The sequence below is a fragment of the Sphingobacterium ginsenosidimutans genome, assembly GCF_039536865.1.
GTDB lineage: Bacteria > Bacteroidota > Bacteroidia > Sphingobacteriales > Sphingobacteriaceae > Sphingobacterium > Sphingobacterium detergens.
This window is the reverse complement of record NZ_BAAAZK010000007.1, coordinates 521,159-538,774: the sequence shown is the minus strand read 5'-3', so window position 1 is coordinate 538,774 and position 17,616 is coordinate 521,159. Positions and strand designations below refer to the sequence as shown.

Sequence of the window (17,616 nt, the reverse complement as noted above, 5' to 3'; positions counted from 1 at the left end):
TACCAAAAACATTGACCTTACTATGAGAGCATTTATTGTCACCCTATTTTTCGCGATAACATCCAGCCTTTCGGCCCAGACTTATTCGTTGCTATCGCCGGATGGAAAAATTTGTTTGGACATCGACCTATCGAACGGACTCTCCTACGCTGTTTCCTACAAAGGTAGACAGGTAATAGATCCCTCACCCTTAGGCTTTGAATTGCAAGATGAGCCCCCCATGCATAAAGGGTTTATGCTTTTAGACACACCTCGGACCACATCGAAGCGTGATTCCTGGACTCCAGTAGTGAAGAACAAACATGCCCATGTCGATTTGCAGTGGAATGAAACACATTTGGCCCTGATCGAAAAGGGAGGTGAGAAACGTCGCTTGGACCTCTTCTTTAGAGCTTATGACAACGGAATCGCCTTTCGCTACCAACTATTCAGCGGCGCTAGAATAGGAAACAGAGTGATAAGTCGGGAGATGACCGGATTTTCAGTATCTAATCAGGCTCAAGCTTGGGCAGCACAATATAAACCGCGTTTTACATCCAGTCAGGAGAGCGAATTCGATAAAGTCCCTTTAACGGGAATCAGCGATCAGAGCTTAATCGGACTTCCACTACTGATCGAAGTCGATAAAGCTACCTACCTGGCCATTACCGAAGCGAACATCGATAACTATCCTGGTTTTTATATTAGTCGGGCTGCAGATCATACGACGGAACAGGTATTGCTCACGACGAAACTCTCCCCCTTACCTGGCGAAAAAGAAGATGGGGCCAAAGCTCGTTTCTCCGACAAAATCCAAACCCCTTGGCGCGTGGTCATGATTGGCGATAATCCGGGACGATTTATCGAATCCGAAATTGTCCAGTCGCTCAACCCCGCATGTGCGATCCAAGACCCCGCATGGATAAAACCGGGACTCTGCGCATGGGATCACTGGTGGAGCGGAGAAGTGAAAATGGAAACTGCTGTTATAAAAGAGTATATCGACTTTGCATCTGCGCAAGGATGGCCCTATATGTTAATTGACTGGCAATGGTACGGCCCCTTCAACCAAGCGCAAGCAGATATTACCAAACCGGCACCGCAAGTCAACATGCCTGAAATACTTGACTATGCCCGCAAAAAAAATGTACGTCTTTGGCTTTGGTTATATAGTACCGACGCTAATCGCAATAACGCCTATGAGGAAGCTTTCGCACTGTATGAGCGCTGGGGCATCGCCGGCGTAAAAATAGATTTTATGGACCGCGACGATCAGGAGATGGTAAACTGGTACCGTAAAGTAATTAAGAAGGCCGCTGAGCACAGGTTGATGGTTAACTTCCACGGGGCGTACAAACCTGACGGAATAGAACGGACCTACCCGAATATGATAACCCGCGAGGGAGTCCTGGGAGAAGAATATGCGAAATTTTCCGACCGTATCAAACCTGCTCACAATGTCACTTTGCCGTTTACGCGTATGCTGGCAGGGCCAATGGACTATACTCCGGGAGGTTTTCTCAATGTAACTCCAGCGCAGTTTAAGAAACAGTCTCCAACCCTGATGATGAATACCCGCTGTGCTGAGCTCGCCAAATTTGTTATTTATGAAAGCCCTCTTACGGTATTCTGCGACCACCCGAAGCATGTGTTGGGCCAACCCGGGAGTGATTTTCTAAAGATCGTTCCGACGGTGTGGGATGATACGCGCTTCATTGATGGTTATCCCGGGGAATATATTGTACTGGCCAAACGTTCGGGGAAAAACTGGTTTATCGGTGCCATGACCAATAGCATGTCCCGCACGATTACAATACCAACAAGTTTTCTAGCCGCTGGAAAATACGTGCTGGACTACTGGCAGGATGCAAAAGAAGCGGAAAAAATCCCTGCAAAACTTGAGAAAAAAAGTAGGATAATCGAAGCTGGGAAGACAATAAAAATACCGATGGTCAGCGGTGGCGGCTATGTGGCAATCATTAGGCCGCAGTAAAGTTTGGTTCCGAATCGATCTAAAAAAAATATTATTCAAAGTAGCACACTATTTAACTAAAGAAACGATAAATCCTGTTATGAACAAGAACATTTTTAAGACATTAGTACTCTTTACAATCCTTGGAGCTACCTTAAATGCTCCAGCCCAACAAAAAAGACCGGTAGACTTGCCTGGTAAATTTCAGCCTAACTGGGAATCTTTGGCGCAGTACGAAGCGCCTGAATGGTTTCGCAATGCCAAATTCGGCATCTGGGCACACTGGGGCCCACAATGCCAACCTGAGCAGGGCGACTGGTATGCACGTGGTATGTATGATGAAGGCAGTGGACAATACAATGCACATGTAAAAACTTATGGACATCCTTCTGTAGCCGGATTTAAGGATATCATCCCTACCTGGAAGGCTGAAAAATGGGATCCCGAAAGGCTTGTTGCGCTCTACAAAAAGGTTGGTGCACAGTATTTTTTTGCAATGGGAAACCATCATGACAACTTCGATCTGTGGGATAGCAAGCATCAAAAATGGAATTCGGTCAATCTGGGACCCAAACGTGATATTCTCGCCGAATGGTCTAAAGCAGCGAAAAAAAACAAGCTTCCTTTCGGTGTGAGTATCCACGCCTCCCATGCATGGACATGGTATGAAACCGCCCAAAGAGCGGATCGCTCAGGCCCCCTGAAAGGTGTACCCTATGATGGAAACTTAACGAAAGAAGCGGGAAAAGGAAAATGGTGGGAAGGTTACGATCCCCAGGAACTGTATCGGCAGAACCATGCCCTTAGCAAGGGAAGTGAAGACGTAAAGTCGTTGTGGTCACAGTGGGACTGGAATAACGGTGCATCCAAGCCGACACCGGAGTATATTGATAATTTCTATCAACGGACAATAGACATGGTCGACAGCTATCAGCCGGACCTACTCTATTTTGATGATACTACACTCCCCCTCTGGCCTATCAGCACAGTCGGGCTCGATATTGCAGCCCATTTTTATAACAGTAACGCGAAGAAAAATAAGGGAAAAGTCAACGCCGTTTTGTTTGGAAAAATCTTATCCGAGCAACAAAAAGAGTGTTTGGTGTGGGATGTTGAGCGCGGCGTTCCAGATCAAGTGCAAGAAAAAGCCTGGCAGACCTGCACTTGCCTGGGAAGCTGGCATTATAGCAAAGCTGATTATGAAAACAACAATTACAAGTCCGCAAAAAAAGTTGTCCATATGCTTATTGATATCGTCAGTAAAAACGGGAACCTCCTACTTAATGTCCCTATTAAGGGCGATGGTAGCATCGACGAAAAAGAAGAGAAAATTCTGCATGAAATAGGCGATTGGATTCAGGTTAATAAGGAGGGAATTTTTGATACCCGTCCCTGGAAAACATATGGCGAGGGTCCAAGTACCGAAGAGCAGAAACCATTGAATGCCGCTGGATTCAACGAGGACAAAGAAAATAACTATACCGCTAGGGATATCCGGTTTGTGAAAAAAGGCGATGCGATCTATGCCCACGTCCTGGCATGGCCAACGGATGGAAAAATCATGATCAAATCTTTCGGAAAGAAGAATAACACCGGCGATCCAGTAACTGTTAAAACAGTATCTCTATTGGGGCATCCGAAAAAACTGGTATTTAAACAAGATGACGAAGCACTCAGCGTTACCTTGCCTTCGGATAAGCCTAATCAAATTTCATTGGTACTGAAAATCAATTAAACCATTTTTTCTTCATCAAGCTGTACCCTTATTTTTAAGATACCACTGATACAATTAGATTATGAAAACGCCTTGTACCATGAAAATTATTTTAGTACTATGCTCCTTATTTCCATTACTGTTATTCGGACAATCAGCAATGATTCATATCGAAGGACGGCAAAGGACCAGTCTAAACGGCTTATGGGAAGTCATTATCGATCCTTTTGATGCGGGGTCTGGTGATTGGGCTGCATATTATAAAGATCGAAAACCGTTGGGCAACACGGATTTTGTGGAATCTTCATTTGAAGGTGGCCATCAACTGTATGTACCGGGAGATTTCAATTCTCAACTTCCCGAGCTCAGCTATTATGAAAGCAGTATCTGGTACAAACGTCCCTTTAAGATCCAAACAAAACAGGATAACCGGTTTTTTATCCACTTTGCTGCCGTAAACTATAAGGCCGAAGTTTATCTGAACGGGGTCAAGATTGGTGAACATGAAGGTGGCTTCACACCTTTCCAGTTTGAAGTAACGGATCATGTCAAGATTGGCGAAAATAGCCTTATCGTGAAATCAAATAATCAACGGATAAAAGATGGCATACCTGGTCTCGGTTTCGACTGGTTCAATTATGGTGGAATCACACGGGATGTCGAACTCGTACAAACGCCAAAGACCTATATCAGGGATTATTTTATTCAGCTATCACAGCAGGATGAGAATATCATCAATGGCTATGTATCCCTAGATGGCCCTAAAAAAGAACAAGCGATTGCAATACGCATTCCCGAATTGAACTTTATTTATAAAACAAGAACAGATAGCACTGGAAAAGCCACGCTTAGAATTCCGTTTCGTAAGAAAACCCTGTGGACACCTGCAGTTCCGAAATTATATGCCGTTCAGGTCGATTCCGAAACCGATCGTATCGAAGAAGAAATTGGTTTTCGAACAATCAGAGTTGATGGGACAAATATTTTATTGAATGGCAAATCCATCTTTCTTAAAGGGGTTAATATTCATGAAGAAGTCCCACAACGCAGATCGCGGGCCTATAATGAAAGTGATTATAAAATGCTCTTGGATTGGGCGAAAGAGCTAGGTTGTAATTATGTGCGTCTAGTGCATTATCCACATCATGAAAAAATGATAAGAATGGCTGAGCAAATGGGATTGATGGTCTGGGAAGAATTGCCCATTTACCAGGGGATTGATTTTGCAGATCCTGGAATGATGAAAAAAATGAATTTAATGCTTCGGGAGATGATTGCTCGTGATAAAAATCGGGCGGCAACGATTATCTGGAGTCTTTCGAACGAAACTTACTCCTCTCTGGCCAGAGACAGTTCGCTCACTGCACTTTATCACCTCACAAAGGCCTTGGATAATACCCGTCTTGTGACATCAGCGTTTAATAACATGCGTTTTGAAGGCAACAAGGCCTATATCGAAGATAAAATGAATCGTTTGATGGATGTTATGGCGATCAACCAATACATTGGATGGTACAAAGCATGGCCTGAGAATGATAGCGAAGTCGAGTGGATATCCCACTTCAATAAACCGCTTATTTTTTCGGAATTTGGTGGCGAGGCCGTCTTTGGCAACAATACCGATCCGAAGCGGGCAAGTAGCTGGAGTGAAGATTACCTTGTGGATATTTATAAACGTCAATTTAGCATGTTTAAAAACATTTCCTTCTTACGTGGGTTGACACCATGGCTCCTGGTCGACTTTCGTTCGCCTGGAAGGGCCCATCCTGTCTATCAAAAGGGTTGGAACAGAAAAGGATTATTATCTGAAAGAGGCCAAAAAAAGAAGGCCTGGTACCTGGTTGCCGATTATTTCAAAAATTTGACTAGTCCTGAAAAATAAATACAGATTTTTAGTGGCTAACGACACATAGATTAAACAGTAGTGACCGGTAGGTTGCTGCTGTTTTTTTTACAAATTCTGAAGTTCATATTTGATTTCATGTACATCTGATTTTAGAGTTAGCATATGATCAGAACAATGTAGTCAGTTATTATTATAGATATTGGATTGCATCGGCCACGATCTGCTTTATTAAATATAAACGATTGGTATCAGTCATAAACTCTTGTTTGGAGTATACCAGCGGTTCGTTCAGCGACGACATTTTCATAAGAATCAGCATTTTTTGTCATACTGCAACTGCCCCGATACTTGTTTAGGTAATATTGGTATTCTTCTGTGCGCTCTAGTTATTCAAAATCTATCAATCCATCAATATCAACAGGAAGGTATTAACGGCAATACTTTGGTTTCAAGATACCTACAGGTATCCAAACCGCTGGATGCTCTGTCTGTTCAGGTATAAGTTGTTTCCCTGCCCTCAATAATTCACGTAATCCCATATTGATAGCTTCAGTGGCAGCAGCTGTAAAGAAAATATCCTCATCACTGGTATCTATGAGATCAACGATCTGTCGCTTGTTCTTCTCTACCGCTCATTTTGCTTTAATTTTATCTCTATGCTTTAGACCAAATTTAATTAAAGCATTTGCAACTTCTTCCGTTTCTTTAGCATATGCGGTAAGCGCATAAGAAACTGTCACAGGTTTGGTGTTATTAACCGTTCTACTAATCAGTAAATTATCTTCTAATTCCTGAAGTTCGTTGGATAGAACTTTTGGGGATATTCCCTGAGCCATTTCTTGCAGATCTTTAAACCGCATTGTGCCGTGTTTCTGCAAATTGTGCAGGATACAAAATTTCCATTTACCACTGAGCAATTCAATGCCATCTTTTAATGCCAATATAGTTTCTTTATCAATATTTTTATTGCACATCAGATAGTTACTTTCCTAAAGGTAATGAATAGTAAATATATATTGAATATCCAATAGTTTTGTGGTACAGAAATTTTAAAAAAATCGTTATGAAAGTAACAGTAATCGCAAACATTTCGGCTAATGGAAGAATTTTGATATCCGATAACCCGCATCATAAACTACCACTGGAAGCGATGGAATTTTACGTACAATTTGTAAGGCAGGTTGGAAATGTAGTAATAGGATTGAAAACATTTGAAAATTTCCTAAATTTTCCAGATCAAGTAAAAGAACATTTTAATGGAATAGAAATCATCGTATTGGCCGATAAATCTTATACGGCTGATGGCTACAAGACTGTAGCAAGTCCTGAAGAGGCAATTGCATATATGTCTACAAAAGGAGTGCGTGAAATATCCGTCGGAGGTGGAGCAGGTACTTTCAACGCTTTTTTGGACAGGGATTTGATTACAGATATCTATTTTAACGTCAGTCCTATAATCACTGGAGCTGGAGCAATTTTAGCAAACAATGAGGAGTTAAGTTCAACGTTCAGGTACAAAGGACAGAAGCTTAAAAACGGTTTTCTTCAATTGCATCTAACTAAGGAATACTAAAAAATGACAGACCAAAAATGTCTTTCAAAAATAGTTGAATTACGGAAACAAATCCGCTAAAATTATTTCTTTCCGATCTATATCCTTTCAGTTGGCGACTGTATCCACACGACGATAAGTATATACATCATGGTTAAGGGCGCCGGCGAGCGGAAAGAGAATAAGAAAACCGGCTGCTGTCGACTCACTGGGCACGATTAAATCACCATGTTTATCTAGTGCAAAGCAAATAGTTTTGGTAAAGAATCTATTGACTAATACATAGATGTCAAGGTCGGTATTTCTGAAAGAAACAAAGTTTTGCGGTTCGGGCTTAACTTTCCTCGTTCTTTCACGCACGACATTTCCTAAGGTATCAATTAGTTTGAAATGGATCTTATTTTTTTTGGTGAGCTCCAATGAAGTTCTGTAAAGATAGTGCAGACTATCAGTTTTATAGTAATTAGGCTCAATATAGTTCCATAGGCAATATTCATTATAGGCCGCACTCTTCTCCTGACTGCTATTATTATGGCCTATTATCTTCTGGGGATAATTATCAAAGATGTATGTCTCCTTCAATCGTACCATCGAAACGCTATGCGCCGCAGCAGTTTGTGCTAAATACTTAGGCGATATGGAAGTGCAAGAGATACACGAAAAAATAAATACCACCGAAAATAGTGCAATGGCTAGCGTGCGCATATTGTGATGTTTGTTGAATGCTTTCATAAGCTCTTATTTTGCGGAAATAAATTGTTGGATACTAAACTTTAAGTTGTTTCTAAACACTAGGTAAGCCCCTCAATAAATTCTGAAAAGGTTCTCTTTTTAAAAATAGCTTCTTCATTTGACATTCCAATAAATGGTATTTCATAAATATCACATGTGCTTTTTTTAACTGCATAAGCTTTTGATCTAAAAATAACCTTTATTAAACTCACAAATTTTAATTGTGCTCAATGTTTCATTTTGCAGGAAATGTTCAATGTTGTTCGCCTTTAAACGATCTTTTTTTGCAAGTTTGAATTTGACTGTACCATAATTTAGTTTAGAAAACTCTATCCTTAATTTCTCAATTTCTAATTTATGCACTTGTTCTCCATCTGCTAAGAAATTATCCAAAAGCAATAATTTCTGACATAAAAAGTATACTTTATCGTCTTCCAAAATAACATCTCTCTTGAAGGAAGATAATAATGAATCTTTAATTTTATCCCACAAAGACTCTTCACCGATAAAAATCAAATTATTCAATTTTTTAACATCTAGTCCCAAATTATCAACGAGATAAATTGCAACTTTTTGAGGAGAAATTTGGCTTCGATAAAAATCCCTCAGATTATCAAGAGGTTCCCACCTACTTCTATCTAAAGAAAGGTCAATTTGGTGCAAATAGGCATATAAAAATACTCCAAACGAATAGTTAATTTTCATCTTTCTAATTCTGTTATGTTTAGGTGACAGATATAGTAAACTCAACCTTTATTGGATACGCGGCAACAATATAATTATTTATCACTTTTCCTATAGCAAGGTTATTCATACTGCATCGAGATACAAAATGAGTATGTAATTATCGCCAACGAGTTATATATTTTGCCAATTTAAAGACTGTTTTGTAAATATCCTAACTGGGGAAATTATAGATTCATTTGATTACACAAACATTAAAGAAAAAATAATCACAGATTTTCAAAAAGATGAAATCATTATTGATGACTTAAAATCGCTATCATTGACAGCTAAAACGTTCCATCAGACACCTATATCATTATATTTCAAATAGAACTAAATCACTATGAATCATCTAGAAACTACATAATCTATGAAAGGGATTTTTCGATCCGCTATACTGTAATAGCCACTACTTGATCTGACAGTTGGGTGTCTTCCGGTTGATACCCCACAACCTGGCGACTGAGCGATTACTCTCCCCACGGGCTTTTAATTGAATTATATTTATTTGAAAAAAAAGTCCAGTTATAAGTAACATAACTGAACTCCGTAGTTTTTATTTATACACTTAGTGGGACAGTCCCGACCGGGACACAATTCTATAACCTCCTCTCATTATAAACCGCGTTTGACATTTTGAAACTTTACCTCCGTCAATTTGCTGATTAATAAAAAAACTTGTCTCAAATCGATAGAATTTCGTATCCTTCCACCCCAATGTTGATCAATTATTGTAAAAACAAAGTAATCATCGAACCATTAAAAAAAACAAATACCACTTTTTAGTGGTCGTTTTATTCATAATATTCGATCTTCCTTTTTATTAAAATTCCACCTTCAAATTCGTCTTTAGGATTTCTTTTAATAATCTGCTTTTGTTCAACCCAATTTTCATAATTATCATAAATATATGAATAGGTTGACGATTGTATGGTAGGGCTTTCTTCAGACCTGCTTTTTTCTTCTTCTATATCGCCATGTGAATTGCATTTATAATTTTTTGTTTCTTTAAAATAAGAAGAATTTAGCTCGATTGGTTTATTTGAATTGTCATATCTGATATCAACAACCCCTGATATATTGCCATCAAAATTGTCAGTTTTTTCTTGAATCATATTTTTATTCCGATCATATATTTTAGTGACAATAGAAACTAACAAAAACTCTTTTTTTGTTTCGTCGTATTCATAACGTTTTACTGTTTCGTCATTTTCATTATAAAAATAATCCGTGTATGCGCTAAATTGATTCAGATTTAACCTATTGCCTTCGTACCGGTTTTCAATCTTCTTTGTCAATTGTTTTTGTTCATTATAAGAGAACAAAATCTCCCCATATTTATCCCCTGTAACTGTGCCAATTAGTTCTATTTTGCAGAGTTTTCCTTTTTCATAGATATATCTTTCATTTAAATTGTAATTATTTTTATTCTTGCTTTTGTCAAACTCTACGATATAGATATTTGAAACGGTACCATCTAAATTGTACTCTTTATATTGATCCAGTCCTTGCATGTCGATTCTGTTAATAGGCCGCCCCGCTATTCCATGGTAGGTTATTTCCTCTGTTTTTATCTGGGGTTTAGTTTTCTGTGTGTCTTGTCCAAAAGCAAAAACGCAAAGTAAGAACATTGACATAAATGCTGTTATTTTTTTTCTCATATCGTATTTTTTATGACCTATCCCCATATATATATAGCCTCGCCAAATAGTACACCAAAGCTTAATTCACTATTTTTAAAATAGCGCGAGCTCGCTACCGAACTTCATTTACTTGACCCAACCTCACTTATGTAAATATACGACCGATCTTTTGGTATGAAAGGCTATTTTATAATTCGTAAAGCTGTATTTATTATCCGCTATCATTTTTCAATTATCGGGATAGAATTATGGTATAATACTTCTTAATGGGACAAGATTAATAACTAAACCTATTATGCAGAGCAACGATTTGTAGAGAAAAGATGAAACCGGCTGAAGTCTGTTGTGACATTGTCTTAAAAACGATAAATCTCTTTATACGGTGCAAAATAAGCCACATACAGAATAAAATCTATCAGTGAGTATCAGATATATTGCTGATCTTTAGCCTTTAAGAACATGCTTGTAGGTAAATGCAATCCGTTTATCATTTAGATTCCATTGGGCCATTTCGTAACATTTTAAACTCAATGACCGGCAATCAGGTTTGCCATGATAGATTCAGAAATTTGGAAAAATGGGGTACTTACATGTTGTTTATAATAACTTGAAGCAAAACTAAAGCTTGTTTAGAATGATCTTTACTTTCATTTTATTTTGACCACAACTTTTCCTTTCGCTCTTCCATTTTCGACATATTCCAAAGCTTTGTTGGTTTCTTCAAACGGAAATACTTTGTCTATAATAGGCTTAATGATTCCAGACTCTATCAATTTTGTAATTTCATTGAGCTGATTTCCATCTGCCTTCATAAAAAGGAACGTGTAATCAACGCGCAATTTTTTCGCCTTTTTCTTAATCCCGAAACTCAGAAATCTTGTTACCATCTTCACCAGCCAATTCGCATGGATAGCTTCAGCAAACTCAGGTGTTGGTGGACCGGAAATTGAAATGACCCTGCCTCCCGCTTTTAAAATATTTAATGATTTTTCAAGTGTTTTATTATCCTGGCTATTTAAAACGAGGTCATAATCTTTCAGTATTGCTTCAAAATCCTGTGTTTTATAATCAATTAAAACATCAGCGCCTATTTCTTTCAGGAAATCAAAACTTTTGGCACTTGCAGTTGTCGCAACAGTTGCGCCAAGATGTTTCGCCAACTGGATCGCAATGGTACCTACTCCTCCCGAACCTGCCTGAATAAATACCTTTTGTCCTTTTTTTAACCGACCAATTTCCACCAGAGCCTGCCACGCTGTGAGTGCGACCAAAGGAACCGATGCAGCTTCTTCCATCGAAAGATTCTTTGGTTTAAAGGCTAAATCTTCTTCCCTCACCGTTATATATTCTGCAAATGTACCTATATGAAAGTCGGTCGGCCTAGCATAAACTTCATCTCCAACATTGTATTTTTTCACATTATTTCCCACTTCCTTTACAATTCCAGCAAGATCGTGACCTAAAATAAGCGGCATTTTGTAGGGAAGAATAAGTTTGAATTCCCCTGTTTTTATTTTCGAATCTAACAGATTTAAGCCTGTTGCATAAATCTCCACCAAAACTTCATTGTTTTTAATTTTTGGTAAAGAAACATCTGTCAGCTGCAGACCTTCCTTTGTATATTTATTAATTAGAAATGCTTTCATGATTATTTCAATTTTATATACTCTTTTTTAGCATTGATTATATTATAGGCTGTCTTAGGCGCAATCCTATTAAGAAGGGAAATAACCTTTGTATCCCCCACTTTTATCGTTTCAACGTCTTTCTTCATACCTAAAATCAGCCCCTTGACCAGTTGTTGCGTACTTATCTTTTTATCCTGCCGATCGGCGACCATATCGGTATCGACCAAAGGTGGAAGCAATTCAAAAACTTTCACCGAACTATGGATTGCCTGCAAATGTGACCGCAATGATTTTGTATAAAATGCCAAAGCCGTTTTCGAAGCAGAATACGTTGCTTCCAATACCGACGGAACAATGCTCAAAATGGAGGTTGTATTGATGATTGCTGCCTCTTGACGGGATTTGAGCATTTCCATAAATAGATTATTCAGGCGGATTATCCCGAAATAATTAACCTCCATTTCATAAACAGCACCTTCCAGATGTCTAGTGTCGGCAATACCAAGGTTTAACGGAGCAACCCCAACACCTGCATTATTGTACAGGATGTCAATACCCCCCATTTCGCTTACCTTTTCATAAAGAGCGATTGCATCCTTCTCCTGAGAAGCGTCGGATTGAATAATCGTTATTTCAGGGTATTGCTTTTTTACGGCTTCCAGTTTTGACTGGTTTCTTCCCGTAATAATTACGCTGTTTCCGAGTGCTAAAAACTGTTTTGTAGCTTCCAGTCCTATTCCTGAACCTCCTCCAGTTATCAGGATCACCTTATTTTTCAAATTCATAATGAGAAAATTTAATAAGAACTGAACCAATCTTTTAATTTCTCAAAAGACTGATTCAGCTTGTATTTATGCCTGAGCTAATTTTGCCATAGCTTCCCCAATCGCATTTGCGTAAACCTTTGTATCTCCAACAGGAATATCAAACAAATTGTTTTCCAGTCCAATAAACAGTTCGTCCGCCACTTCACTGGGCGCAATTCCTGCCGCCCCACCTATTTCAGCAGAAAAATCGGTGTTTACCAATGGAGGATAGACCTCATAGACCTGAAGTTTTTGCTGCTCTTCATAAGTTTTTCTCAGAGCTGTAGTATAGCTATGTAGTGCCGCTTTCGTTGCACCATAGGTTGGAAGAAATTTATGACTTCCATATACAGCAATAGACGAAACATTGACCACCGCTGATTCTTCTTTTTCCAACAAATGTGGAATCATTAATTCTGTAAAGTGAATGATCGCAAAATAGTTCGTATTCATCTCGATCATTGCTTTTTCGTGTGCATTGGTCGTTTCACTGAGTAAATATCCAAAAGCTGCTCCCGCATTATTAATGATGATATTTACATTATGATGATTTGTCTTCAAATCTTCTGCAATTCGTATCCTATCTGTTTCTACGGAGAGATCGCCCTGAATGGCAACGGCATCTTTCAACTCGGTCAACGCTCTTTGAAGACGGTCCTCATTACGTCCGTTTATAATAATTTTATTTCCTGCTTCATTTAATTTTTTGGCAATTGCCAATCCTATTCCTGCGCTTCCGCCGCTAATGAATATAGTATTTCCTGTTGTTTTCATTTTGACAAATTTTGTTTGATATTATTATATGTATATAACTGTGTTCTTATTTATTTAAAAATGGATAATCTGTATATCCTTTTTCTCCGGGGGTATAAAAAGTTTCCTGATCTGGAATATTGAGTGCCGAATCTGTTTTAAGACGTTCAACCAAATCTGGGTTAGCAATAAATGGAACACCAAAAGACACCAGATCCGCATCTCCATCCTCCAAGACCTGTGTGGCCGTTTCTTTATTGAAAGCACGGTTAATGATAATAGTTCCTTTATAAATTTCACGAAAATGCTTTGCCACGTGCTGAATCGCATTTTTATTACCCGTTACATCGGTGAAAGGCTCTATTAAATGAATATAGGCCAGATCATAATCATTCAACCGCTTAATAATGTAGTCGTAAGTTGCGATGGTCTCATCATCTACAGTAATTCCCATTATTCCATTCAACGATGGATTGAGACGCACGCCAACATTTTTGATGTCAGCCACTTCTCTGATCGCATCTAATATTTCAAAAAGAATTCTTGCGCGATTTTCAGGAGAACCTCCGTATTCATCTGTTCTGTTATTGGCATTTTTGCTGAAAAACTGCTGCAAAAGATAGCCGTTTGCACCATGAAGCTCTATCCCGTCAAAACCAGCACGGAAAGCATTGATAGCTCCTTGTTTAAAATCGTTAACTGTCCTTTTGATATCTGCAATTGTCATCGGCTGAGGAGCAACGGTAGGTTTAAAGCCTTCTAAAGTAAATGCTTTCTGCCCAGGATTAAAATCGGATGGAGCAAGAGGTAATCTGCCCTCATGCAAATCGGGATGCGAATAAGCTCCTGTATGCCAGAGCTGGGCAAAGATCTTCCCTCCTTTATCGTGAACAGAATCAGTGACCAATTTCCAGCCTTCAACCTGATTATCGGTATAGATTCCGGGAACATTGATAAATCCGATACCCTCCTCACTGATAAAAGTGCCTTCGGTAATGATCAGTCCGGCTGTTGCACACTGCGCGTAATATATCGCAGTCAGTTCGGTTGCAACATTACCCTCGTTGGCAGATCGGGCTCTGGTCATCGGAGCCATTACTACCCTGTTATTTAACCGTTTACCATTAAACTCGTAGCTTTCAAACAATATGTTGCTCATATTTCAATTCTTTAGTTTAATATTTAAAATATACTTTTTAGTCTATTTTGTTTCAAAAAAAATTACAGCATATACTGCTCTAATTCTTTTTTAAGGTCCTTGATAAGTTCTAGCATCAATTTTCTCGATCCCATCGTCCTGCTCAGAACAATTCCACCTTCTATCGCCGAAAACATTTTAAAGGCAAAAACTTCTGCATTTAGGTTTTCTGAAAATTCACCGTTAATTTTTCCTTCTTCCAGTACATTTGAAAGAGCGATCTGACCAGCATTCAGAACTGCTGCAACCTTCTTTTTTATCGAAGGAAAATTATCATCAGCCTCAACAGCGGTGTTAAAGATGGGACAGCCTCCTTCTATATACGTATCGATCGGATTCTTATAAAAATCAAGATATAAAAAGATCTTCTCTTTTGCCGTTTTACCTTTGGATACAACGGATGCCACTCTTTCGGTTATTTTTTTTAGTGAATAGTCTACAACCTGTTCCGAAAGATCCTCTTTTCCATTGAAATGCCCATAAAGACAGCCCTTGGTTAACTTGGTCGCTTCCAAAACATCGTCAATGCTCACACCCGAGATCCCTTTCTCATTGTAAAGCGGGCTGGCGGTTTCAAGAATAAATTGTTTTGTTTTTTCTGCTTTTGTCAACATCTGTTTTATTATTTACGCTACAAATATACCAAAAAGTATATTTTAAAAACAAACGAAATATACTAAAAAGTATATTTTGACATTTTAAACATATTATGCCAATTCCGCCAAAAAAGTATTTAACCTGTCTGACCTGGTTTGTTAGAAGAAACGATTTCCCGATGAATGACGGTTATATCTGTTTATTCAGTCAATTGTAGATGGATACACTGAACTCGTTCCGGCTAAGTGTTCATTGTTAGTAATCTGGCAATATAATTTCTTTCTTTTTATCCTTCTTATTGTCTTTTTTATCTCTTGAAAAAACGCGCATCAACCATTTTACAGGTTTGCTTCCAACAATGGCTATCAATTGATTTAGGAGTGCAACTCCGACTCTCGACTCCGGATATACTATACGAGGAATACCCGGAGGCAGCTTTTGACACTCTTGAACGTAGGGTTTCATTATTTTTTCGTAGTTACGGAAAGCCTCTTCATAATTACCTGCTCTATAAAGCTCTCCAGCAAGAATATAGGCTCCTGCCACGGCAAGGTCTGTACCTTTTCCTGCAATTGGTGTAGCACACCAAGCGGCATCACCTGTAATGACAACCCTTCCCTTAGTCCATTTATCAGTCTTGACTTGGCTAACCCTCTCAAAATAAAGATCTTCACTCTCTTTTATCTCATTAACTAATCGTTCAGATTCCCAGCCTGCACCTTGTATACGATCAATAAGCGCACTTTTCTGATCTACTTCACTTAGGTCTTTATACGCGTTCTCTTTTGCCAGAAAAGTTACCGAAGCCCTTGTCTTTCCATAATTATCAGGCCTCAACATAAATACAATGCCCTTTGGCGCATTATACCAACGTGCCCACCGACTGTCGGTATTATTTCGAAGGATAGTAAGATAAGCGGTATATAAACCTAAATAGTTAAAACGAGGACGACCGCCAAAGGCAAGATCACGCGTTGCAGAACCGATACCTTCAGCTATAACCACAATGTCAAAGATACCCTTCTTTCCACTTGCAAAATCCACCTTGACCTCATTTTCACTTTCTATCAAATCAATGATGTGATCACCAAAAATATATTCTACACGCTTCGCGGTGAGATCGTACAGTATCTTAACCAGATCGCCACGTAGGATCTCAAGTTCCTGAGTCATGCTCATTGAACTATCAGATGGAAATTCTGCTATTGTATGATTGTCGGAATTAACGAAACGTAGCCCAATCTCAGTGGTATTATGTGCGCGGATCTCTTCTAAAATACCCATCTTAAGCGCAATTTCTTTTGCTGGTCCTTTCACGTCTATATTCTGTCCGCCCAGTCTCAAGCCTGCTGCACGCTCTATCACGGTAACCTCGAAGCCATACCTGTCTAGCCAGTAAGCTATTGTAGGACCGGCGATGCTAGCACCCGAAACCAATATTTTTTTGTCTTTCATAATTATAATTTTCAATCTTTTGATTAGACAAACAACCTAAAGATCAAAGTAGTTCAAAAATACACGCAAATTTTTCACACGGGTTCTATAAAAATCCGAAAAAGCAAGTAAAGCTTTTTTTGTGTAAAAACACACTATAAAGTCTCGGTACTTTATACCGGCATATGAAAGACTGAACACAAAAAATGCTGTAATCGAAACTGCAACAAGTACTGAAAGAATTTATAGTTAATGAACTAAGCGATATTTACTCCAAAAAGATGACCTATTAATGCAGTCACACCCATTGCTATGGTACCCCAAAAACAGATCCTGCCCACAGCAACGCCTATATTTGAGCCCCCTGTTTTTGCAGAAATTGCCCCAAGAATCATTAAAAAAATAATCGTAAAACCATATTGTAAATAGACCTTCAGCTCAATTGGTGCAAATAATGATACCATAAATGGAAGCACAGCTCCGAGAGCAAAAGAGCCAAATGATGCTATTGCTGCCAACAGAGGCTTGGCTTGCGTTATTTCATTTATCCCCAATTCATCATGAGCATGAGCCCCTAATGCATCGTGCGCGGTGAGTTCTCGCGCAACTTGCTTTGCTGTCTCCGGACTTACTCCTCTCTTCTCATAGACCTTCGCCAACTCCTACAACTCTAGCTCTGGCATTTCTTTGAGCTCTTTTTGCTCCCGCAATAGATCTGCTTTTTCAGTATCTTCCTGCGAGCTTACTGAAACGTATTCCCCCGCAGCCATAGACATGGCTCCTGCAATCAAACCTGCCAATGCAGCCAATACAATGGTATTCCGATCAGGATTAGCGGCCGCAACTCCAATAACAATACTTGTAGTCGATAACAGTCCATCATTGGCGCCTAATACCGCAGCACGAAGCCAACCCACACGATTAACATAATGCTTTTCTAATGGAAGGTGCATAACTATATGTATGAGTAAAAGATAATTAAATGTACTAAATTATATGATTTTGTGGTAAAGTAATTTCCAGTCAATACAAAAGA

The 17,616-nt window shown here is 38.9% G+C and carries 14 protein-coding genes and 2 pseudogenes; 4 read left to right on the top strand and 12 right to left on the bottom strand.

Features of this window, described 5'->3' with window-relative positions; translation table 11 throughout:
• The first annotated feature begins 22 nt into the window (after nucleotides 1–22).
• From ABFX33_RS14650 to ABFX33_RS14640, 3 genes are all read left to right on the top strand, one after another.
• The gene (locus tag ABFX33_RS14650) at nucleotides 23–1,972 is read left to right on the top strand and encodes a glycoside hydrolase family 97 protein (RefSeq protein ID WP_346086614.1); all 1,950 of its coding nucleotides are present in this window, start codon (nucleotides 23–25) and stop codon (nucleotides 1,970–1,972) included.
• A 79-nt stretch (nucleotides 1,973–2,051) separates the two neighbouring features.
• Nucleotides 2,052–3,686 carry an alpha-L-fucosidase gene (locus tag ABFX33_RS14645; RefSeq protein ID WP_346086613.1) on the top strand — a complete coding sequence of 545 codons (1,635 nt, stop codon included), beginning with the start codon at nucleotides 2,052–2,054 and terminating at the stop codon, nucleotides 3,684–3,686.
• Nucleotides 3,687–3,765: 79 nt separating this feature from the next.
• A complete protein-coding gene (locus tag ABFX33_RS14640) occupies nucleotides 3,766–5,547 on the top strand; it encodes a glycoside hydrolase family 2 protein (protein ID WP_346086612.1) in 1,782 nt (593 codons plus the stop codon).
• Nucleotides 5,548–5,939: 392 nt separating this feature from the next.
• Here ABFX33_RS14640 and ABFX33_RS26735 read toward each other — a convergent pair.
• Together ABFX33_RS26735 and ABFX33_RS14635 are read right to left on the bottom strand one after the other, a co-directional pair.
• Nucleotides 5,940–6,128: pseudogene (locus ABFX33_RS26735) on the bottom strand (aminotransferase class V-fold PLP-dependent enzyme); the annotation flags it as partial.
• A 15-nt stretch (nucleotides 6,129–6,143) separates the two neighbouring features.
• Complete coding sequence (locus ABFX33_RS14635; RefSeq protein ID WP_120257676.1) at nucleotides 6,144–6,485, bottom strand: winged helix-turn-helix transcriptional regulator; 342 nt, start codon at nucleotides 6,483–6,485, stop codon at nucleotides 6,144–6,146.
• An 89-nt stretch (nucleotides 6,486–6,574) separates the two neighbouring features.
• Between ABFX33_RS14635 and ABFX33_RS14630 the strand changes: the two genes are divergently transcribed.
• Entirely contained in the window at nucleotides 6,575–7,084 is a 510-nt protein-coding gene (locus ABFX33_RS14630; RefSeq protein ID WP_257090479.1) for a dihydrofolate reductase family protein, read from the top strand.
• Between the two features lie 87 nt (nucleotides 7,085–7,171).
• Here the strand turns inward: ABFX33_RS14630 and ABFX33_RS14625 are convergent, their stop codons facing one another.
• The 10 genes and pseudogenes from ABFX33_RS14625 to ABFX33_RS14580 form a co-directional block, all read right to left on the bottom strand.
• The gene (locus tag ABFX33_RS14625) at nucleotides 7,172–7,795 is read right to left on the bottom strand and encodes a hypothetical protein (RefSeq protein ID WP_346086611.1); all 624 of its coding nucleotides are present in this window, start codon (nucleotides 7,793–7,795) and stop codon (nucleotides 7,172–7,174) included.
• A gap of 186 nt (nucleotides 7,796–7,981) precedes the next feature.
• Nucleotides 7,982–8,500: a hypothetical protein gene (locus ABFX33_RS14620; protein WP_346086610.1), complete on the bottom strand. Its 519-nt coding sequence runs from the start codon at nucleotides 8,498–8,500 to the stop codon at nucleotides 7,982–7,984.
• An 815-nt stretch (nucleotides 8,501–9,315) separates the two neighbouring features.
• Nucleotides 9,316–10,182, bottom strand: a complete 867-nt coding sequence (locus tag ABFX33_RS14615) for a hypothetical protein (protein ID WP_346086609.1) — start codon at nucleotides 10,180–10,182, stop codon at nucleotides 9,316–9,318.
• Between the two features lie 629 nt (nucleotides 10,183–10,811).
• Nucleotides 10,812–11,810, bottom strand: a complete 999-nt coding sequence (locus ABFX33_RS14610) for an NADP-dependent oxidoreductase (protein ID WP_346086608.1) — start codon at nucleotides 11,808–11,810, stop codon at nucleotides 10,812–10,814.
• Between the two features lie 2 nt (nucleotides 11,811–11,812).
• On the bottom strand, nucleotides 11,813–12,577 hold the full coding sequence (locus ABFX33_RS14605; protein ID WP_346086607.1) for an SDR family oxidoreductase: 765 nt from the start codon (nucleotides 12,575–12,577) through the stop codon (nucleotides 11,813–11,815).
• A 66-nt stretch (nucleotides 12,578–12,643) separates the two neighbouring features.
• Nucleotides 12,644–13,372: an SDR family oxidoreductase gene (locus ABFX33_RS14600; protein ID WP_346086606.1), complete on the bottom strand. Its 729-nt coding sequence runs from the start codon at nucleotides 13,370–13,372 to the stop codon at nucleotides 12,644–12,646.
• A gap of 46 nt (nucleotides 13,373–13,418) precedes the next feature.
• Nucleotides 13,419–14,510, bottom strand: coding sequence for an alkene reductase (locus ABFX33_RS14595; RefSeq protein WP_346086605.1), 1,092 nt, complete (start codon nucleotides 14,508–14,510; stop codon nucleotides 13,419–13,421).
• A gap of 62 nt (nucleotides 14,511–14,572) precedes the next feature.
• Nucleotides 14,573–15,163 carry a TetR/AcrR family transcriptional regulator gene (locus tag ABFX33_RS14590; RefSeq protein WP_346086604.1) on the bottom strand — a complete coding sequence of 197 codons (591 nt, stop codon included), beginning with the start codon at nucleotides 15,161–15,163 and terminating at the stop codon, nucleotides 14,573–14,575.
• 238 nt (nucleotides 15,164–15,401) lie between these two features.
• A complete protein-coding gene (locus ABFX33_RS14585; RefSeq protein ID WP_346086603.1) occupies nucleotides 15,402–16,601 on the bottom strand; it encodes an FAD-dependent monooxygenase in 1,200 nt (399 codons plus the stop codon).
• A gap of 236 nt (nucleotides 16,602–16,837) precedes the next feature.
• A pseudogene (locus tag ABFX33_RS14580) lies at nucleotides 16,838–17,533 on the bottom strand (VIT1/CCC1 transporter family protein).
• Between the last annotated feature and the right edge of the window lie 83 nt (nucleotides 17,534–17,616).

What these genes read in the sequence shown, in the direction of transcription:
- ABFX33_RS14650 (WP_346086614.1), top strand. Translation starts at nt 23, where the DNA reads ATGAGAGCATTTATTGTCACCCTATTTTTCGCGATAACATCCAGCCTT.
- ABFX33_RS14645 (WP_346086613.1), top strand. Translation starts at nt 2,052, where the DNA reads ATGAACAAGAACATTTTTAAGACATTAGTACTCTTTACAATCCTTGGA.
- ABFX33_RS14640 (WP_346086612.1), top strand. Translation starts at nt 3,766, where the DNA reads ATGAAAATTATTTTAGTACTATGCTCCTTATTTCCATTACTGTTATTC.
- ABFX33_RS14635 (WP_120257676.1), bottom strand. Translation starts at nt 6,485, where the DNA reads ATGTGCAATAAAAATATTGATAAAGAAACTATATTGGCATTAAAAGAT.
- ABFX33_RS14630 (WP_257090479.1), top strand. Translation starts at nt 6,575, where the DNA reads ATGAAAGTAACAGTAATCGCAAACATTTCGGCTAATGGAAGAATTTTG.
- ABFX33_RS14625 (WP_346086611.1), bottom strand. Translation starts at nt 7,795, where the DNA reads ATGAAAGCATTCAACAAACATCACAATATGCGCACGCTAGCCATTGCA.
- ABFX33_RS14620 (WP_346086610.1), bottom strand. Translation starts at nt 8,500, where the DNA reads ATGAAAATTAACTATTCGTTTGGAGTATTTTTATATGCCTATTTGCAC.
- ABFX33_RS14615 (WP_346086609.1), bottom strand. Translation starts at nt 10,182, where the DNA reads ATGAGAAAAAAAATAACAGCATTTATGTCAATGTTCTTACTTTGCGTT.
- ABFX33_RS14610 (WP_346086608.1), bottom strand. Translation starts at nt 11,810, where the DNA reads ATGAAAGCATTTCTAATTAATAAATATACAAAGGAAGGTCTGCAGCTG.
- ABFX33_RS14605 (WP_346086607.1), bottom strand. Translation starts at nt 12,577, where the DNA reads ATGAATTTGAAAAATAAGGTGATCCTGATAACTGGAGGAGGTTCAGGA.
- ABFX33_RS14600 (WP_346086606.1), bottom strand. Translation starts at nt 13,372, where the DNA reads ATGAAAACAACAGGAAATACTATATTCATTAGCGGCGGAAGCGCAGGA.
- ABFX33_RS14595 (WP_346086605.1), bottom strand. Translation starts at nt 14,510, where the DNA reads ATGAGCAACATATTGTTTGAAAGCTACGAGTTTAATGGTAAACGGTTA.
- ABFX33_RS14590 (WP_346086604.1), bottom strand. Translation starts at nt 15,163, where the DNA reads ATGTTGACAAAAGCAGAAAAAACAAAACAATTTATTCTTGAAACCGCC.
- ABFX33_RS14585 (WP_346086603.1), bottom strand. Translation starts at nt 16,601, where the DNA reads ATGAAAGACAAAAAAATATTGGTTTCGGGTGCTAGCATCGCCGGTCCT.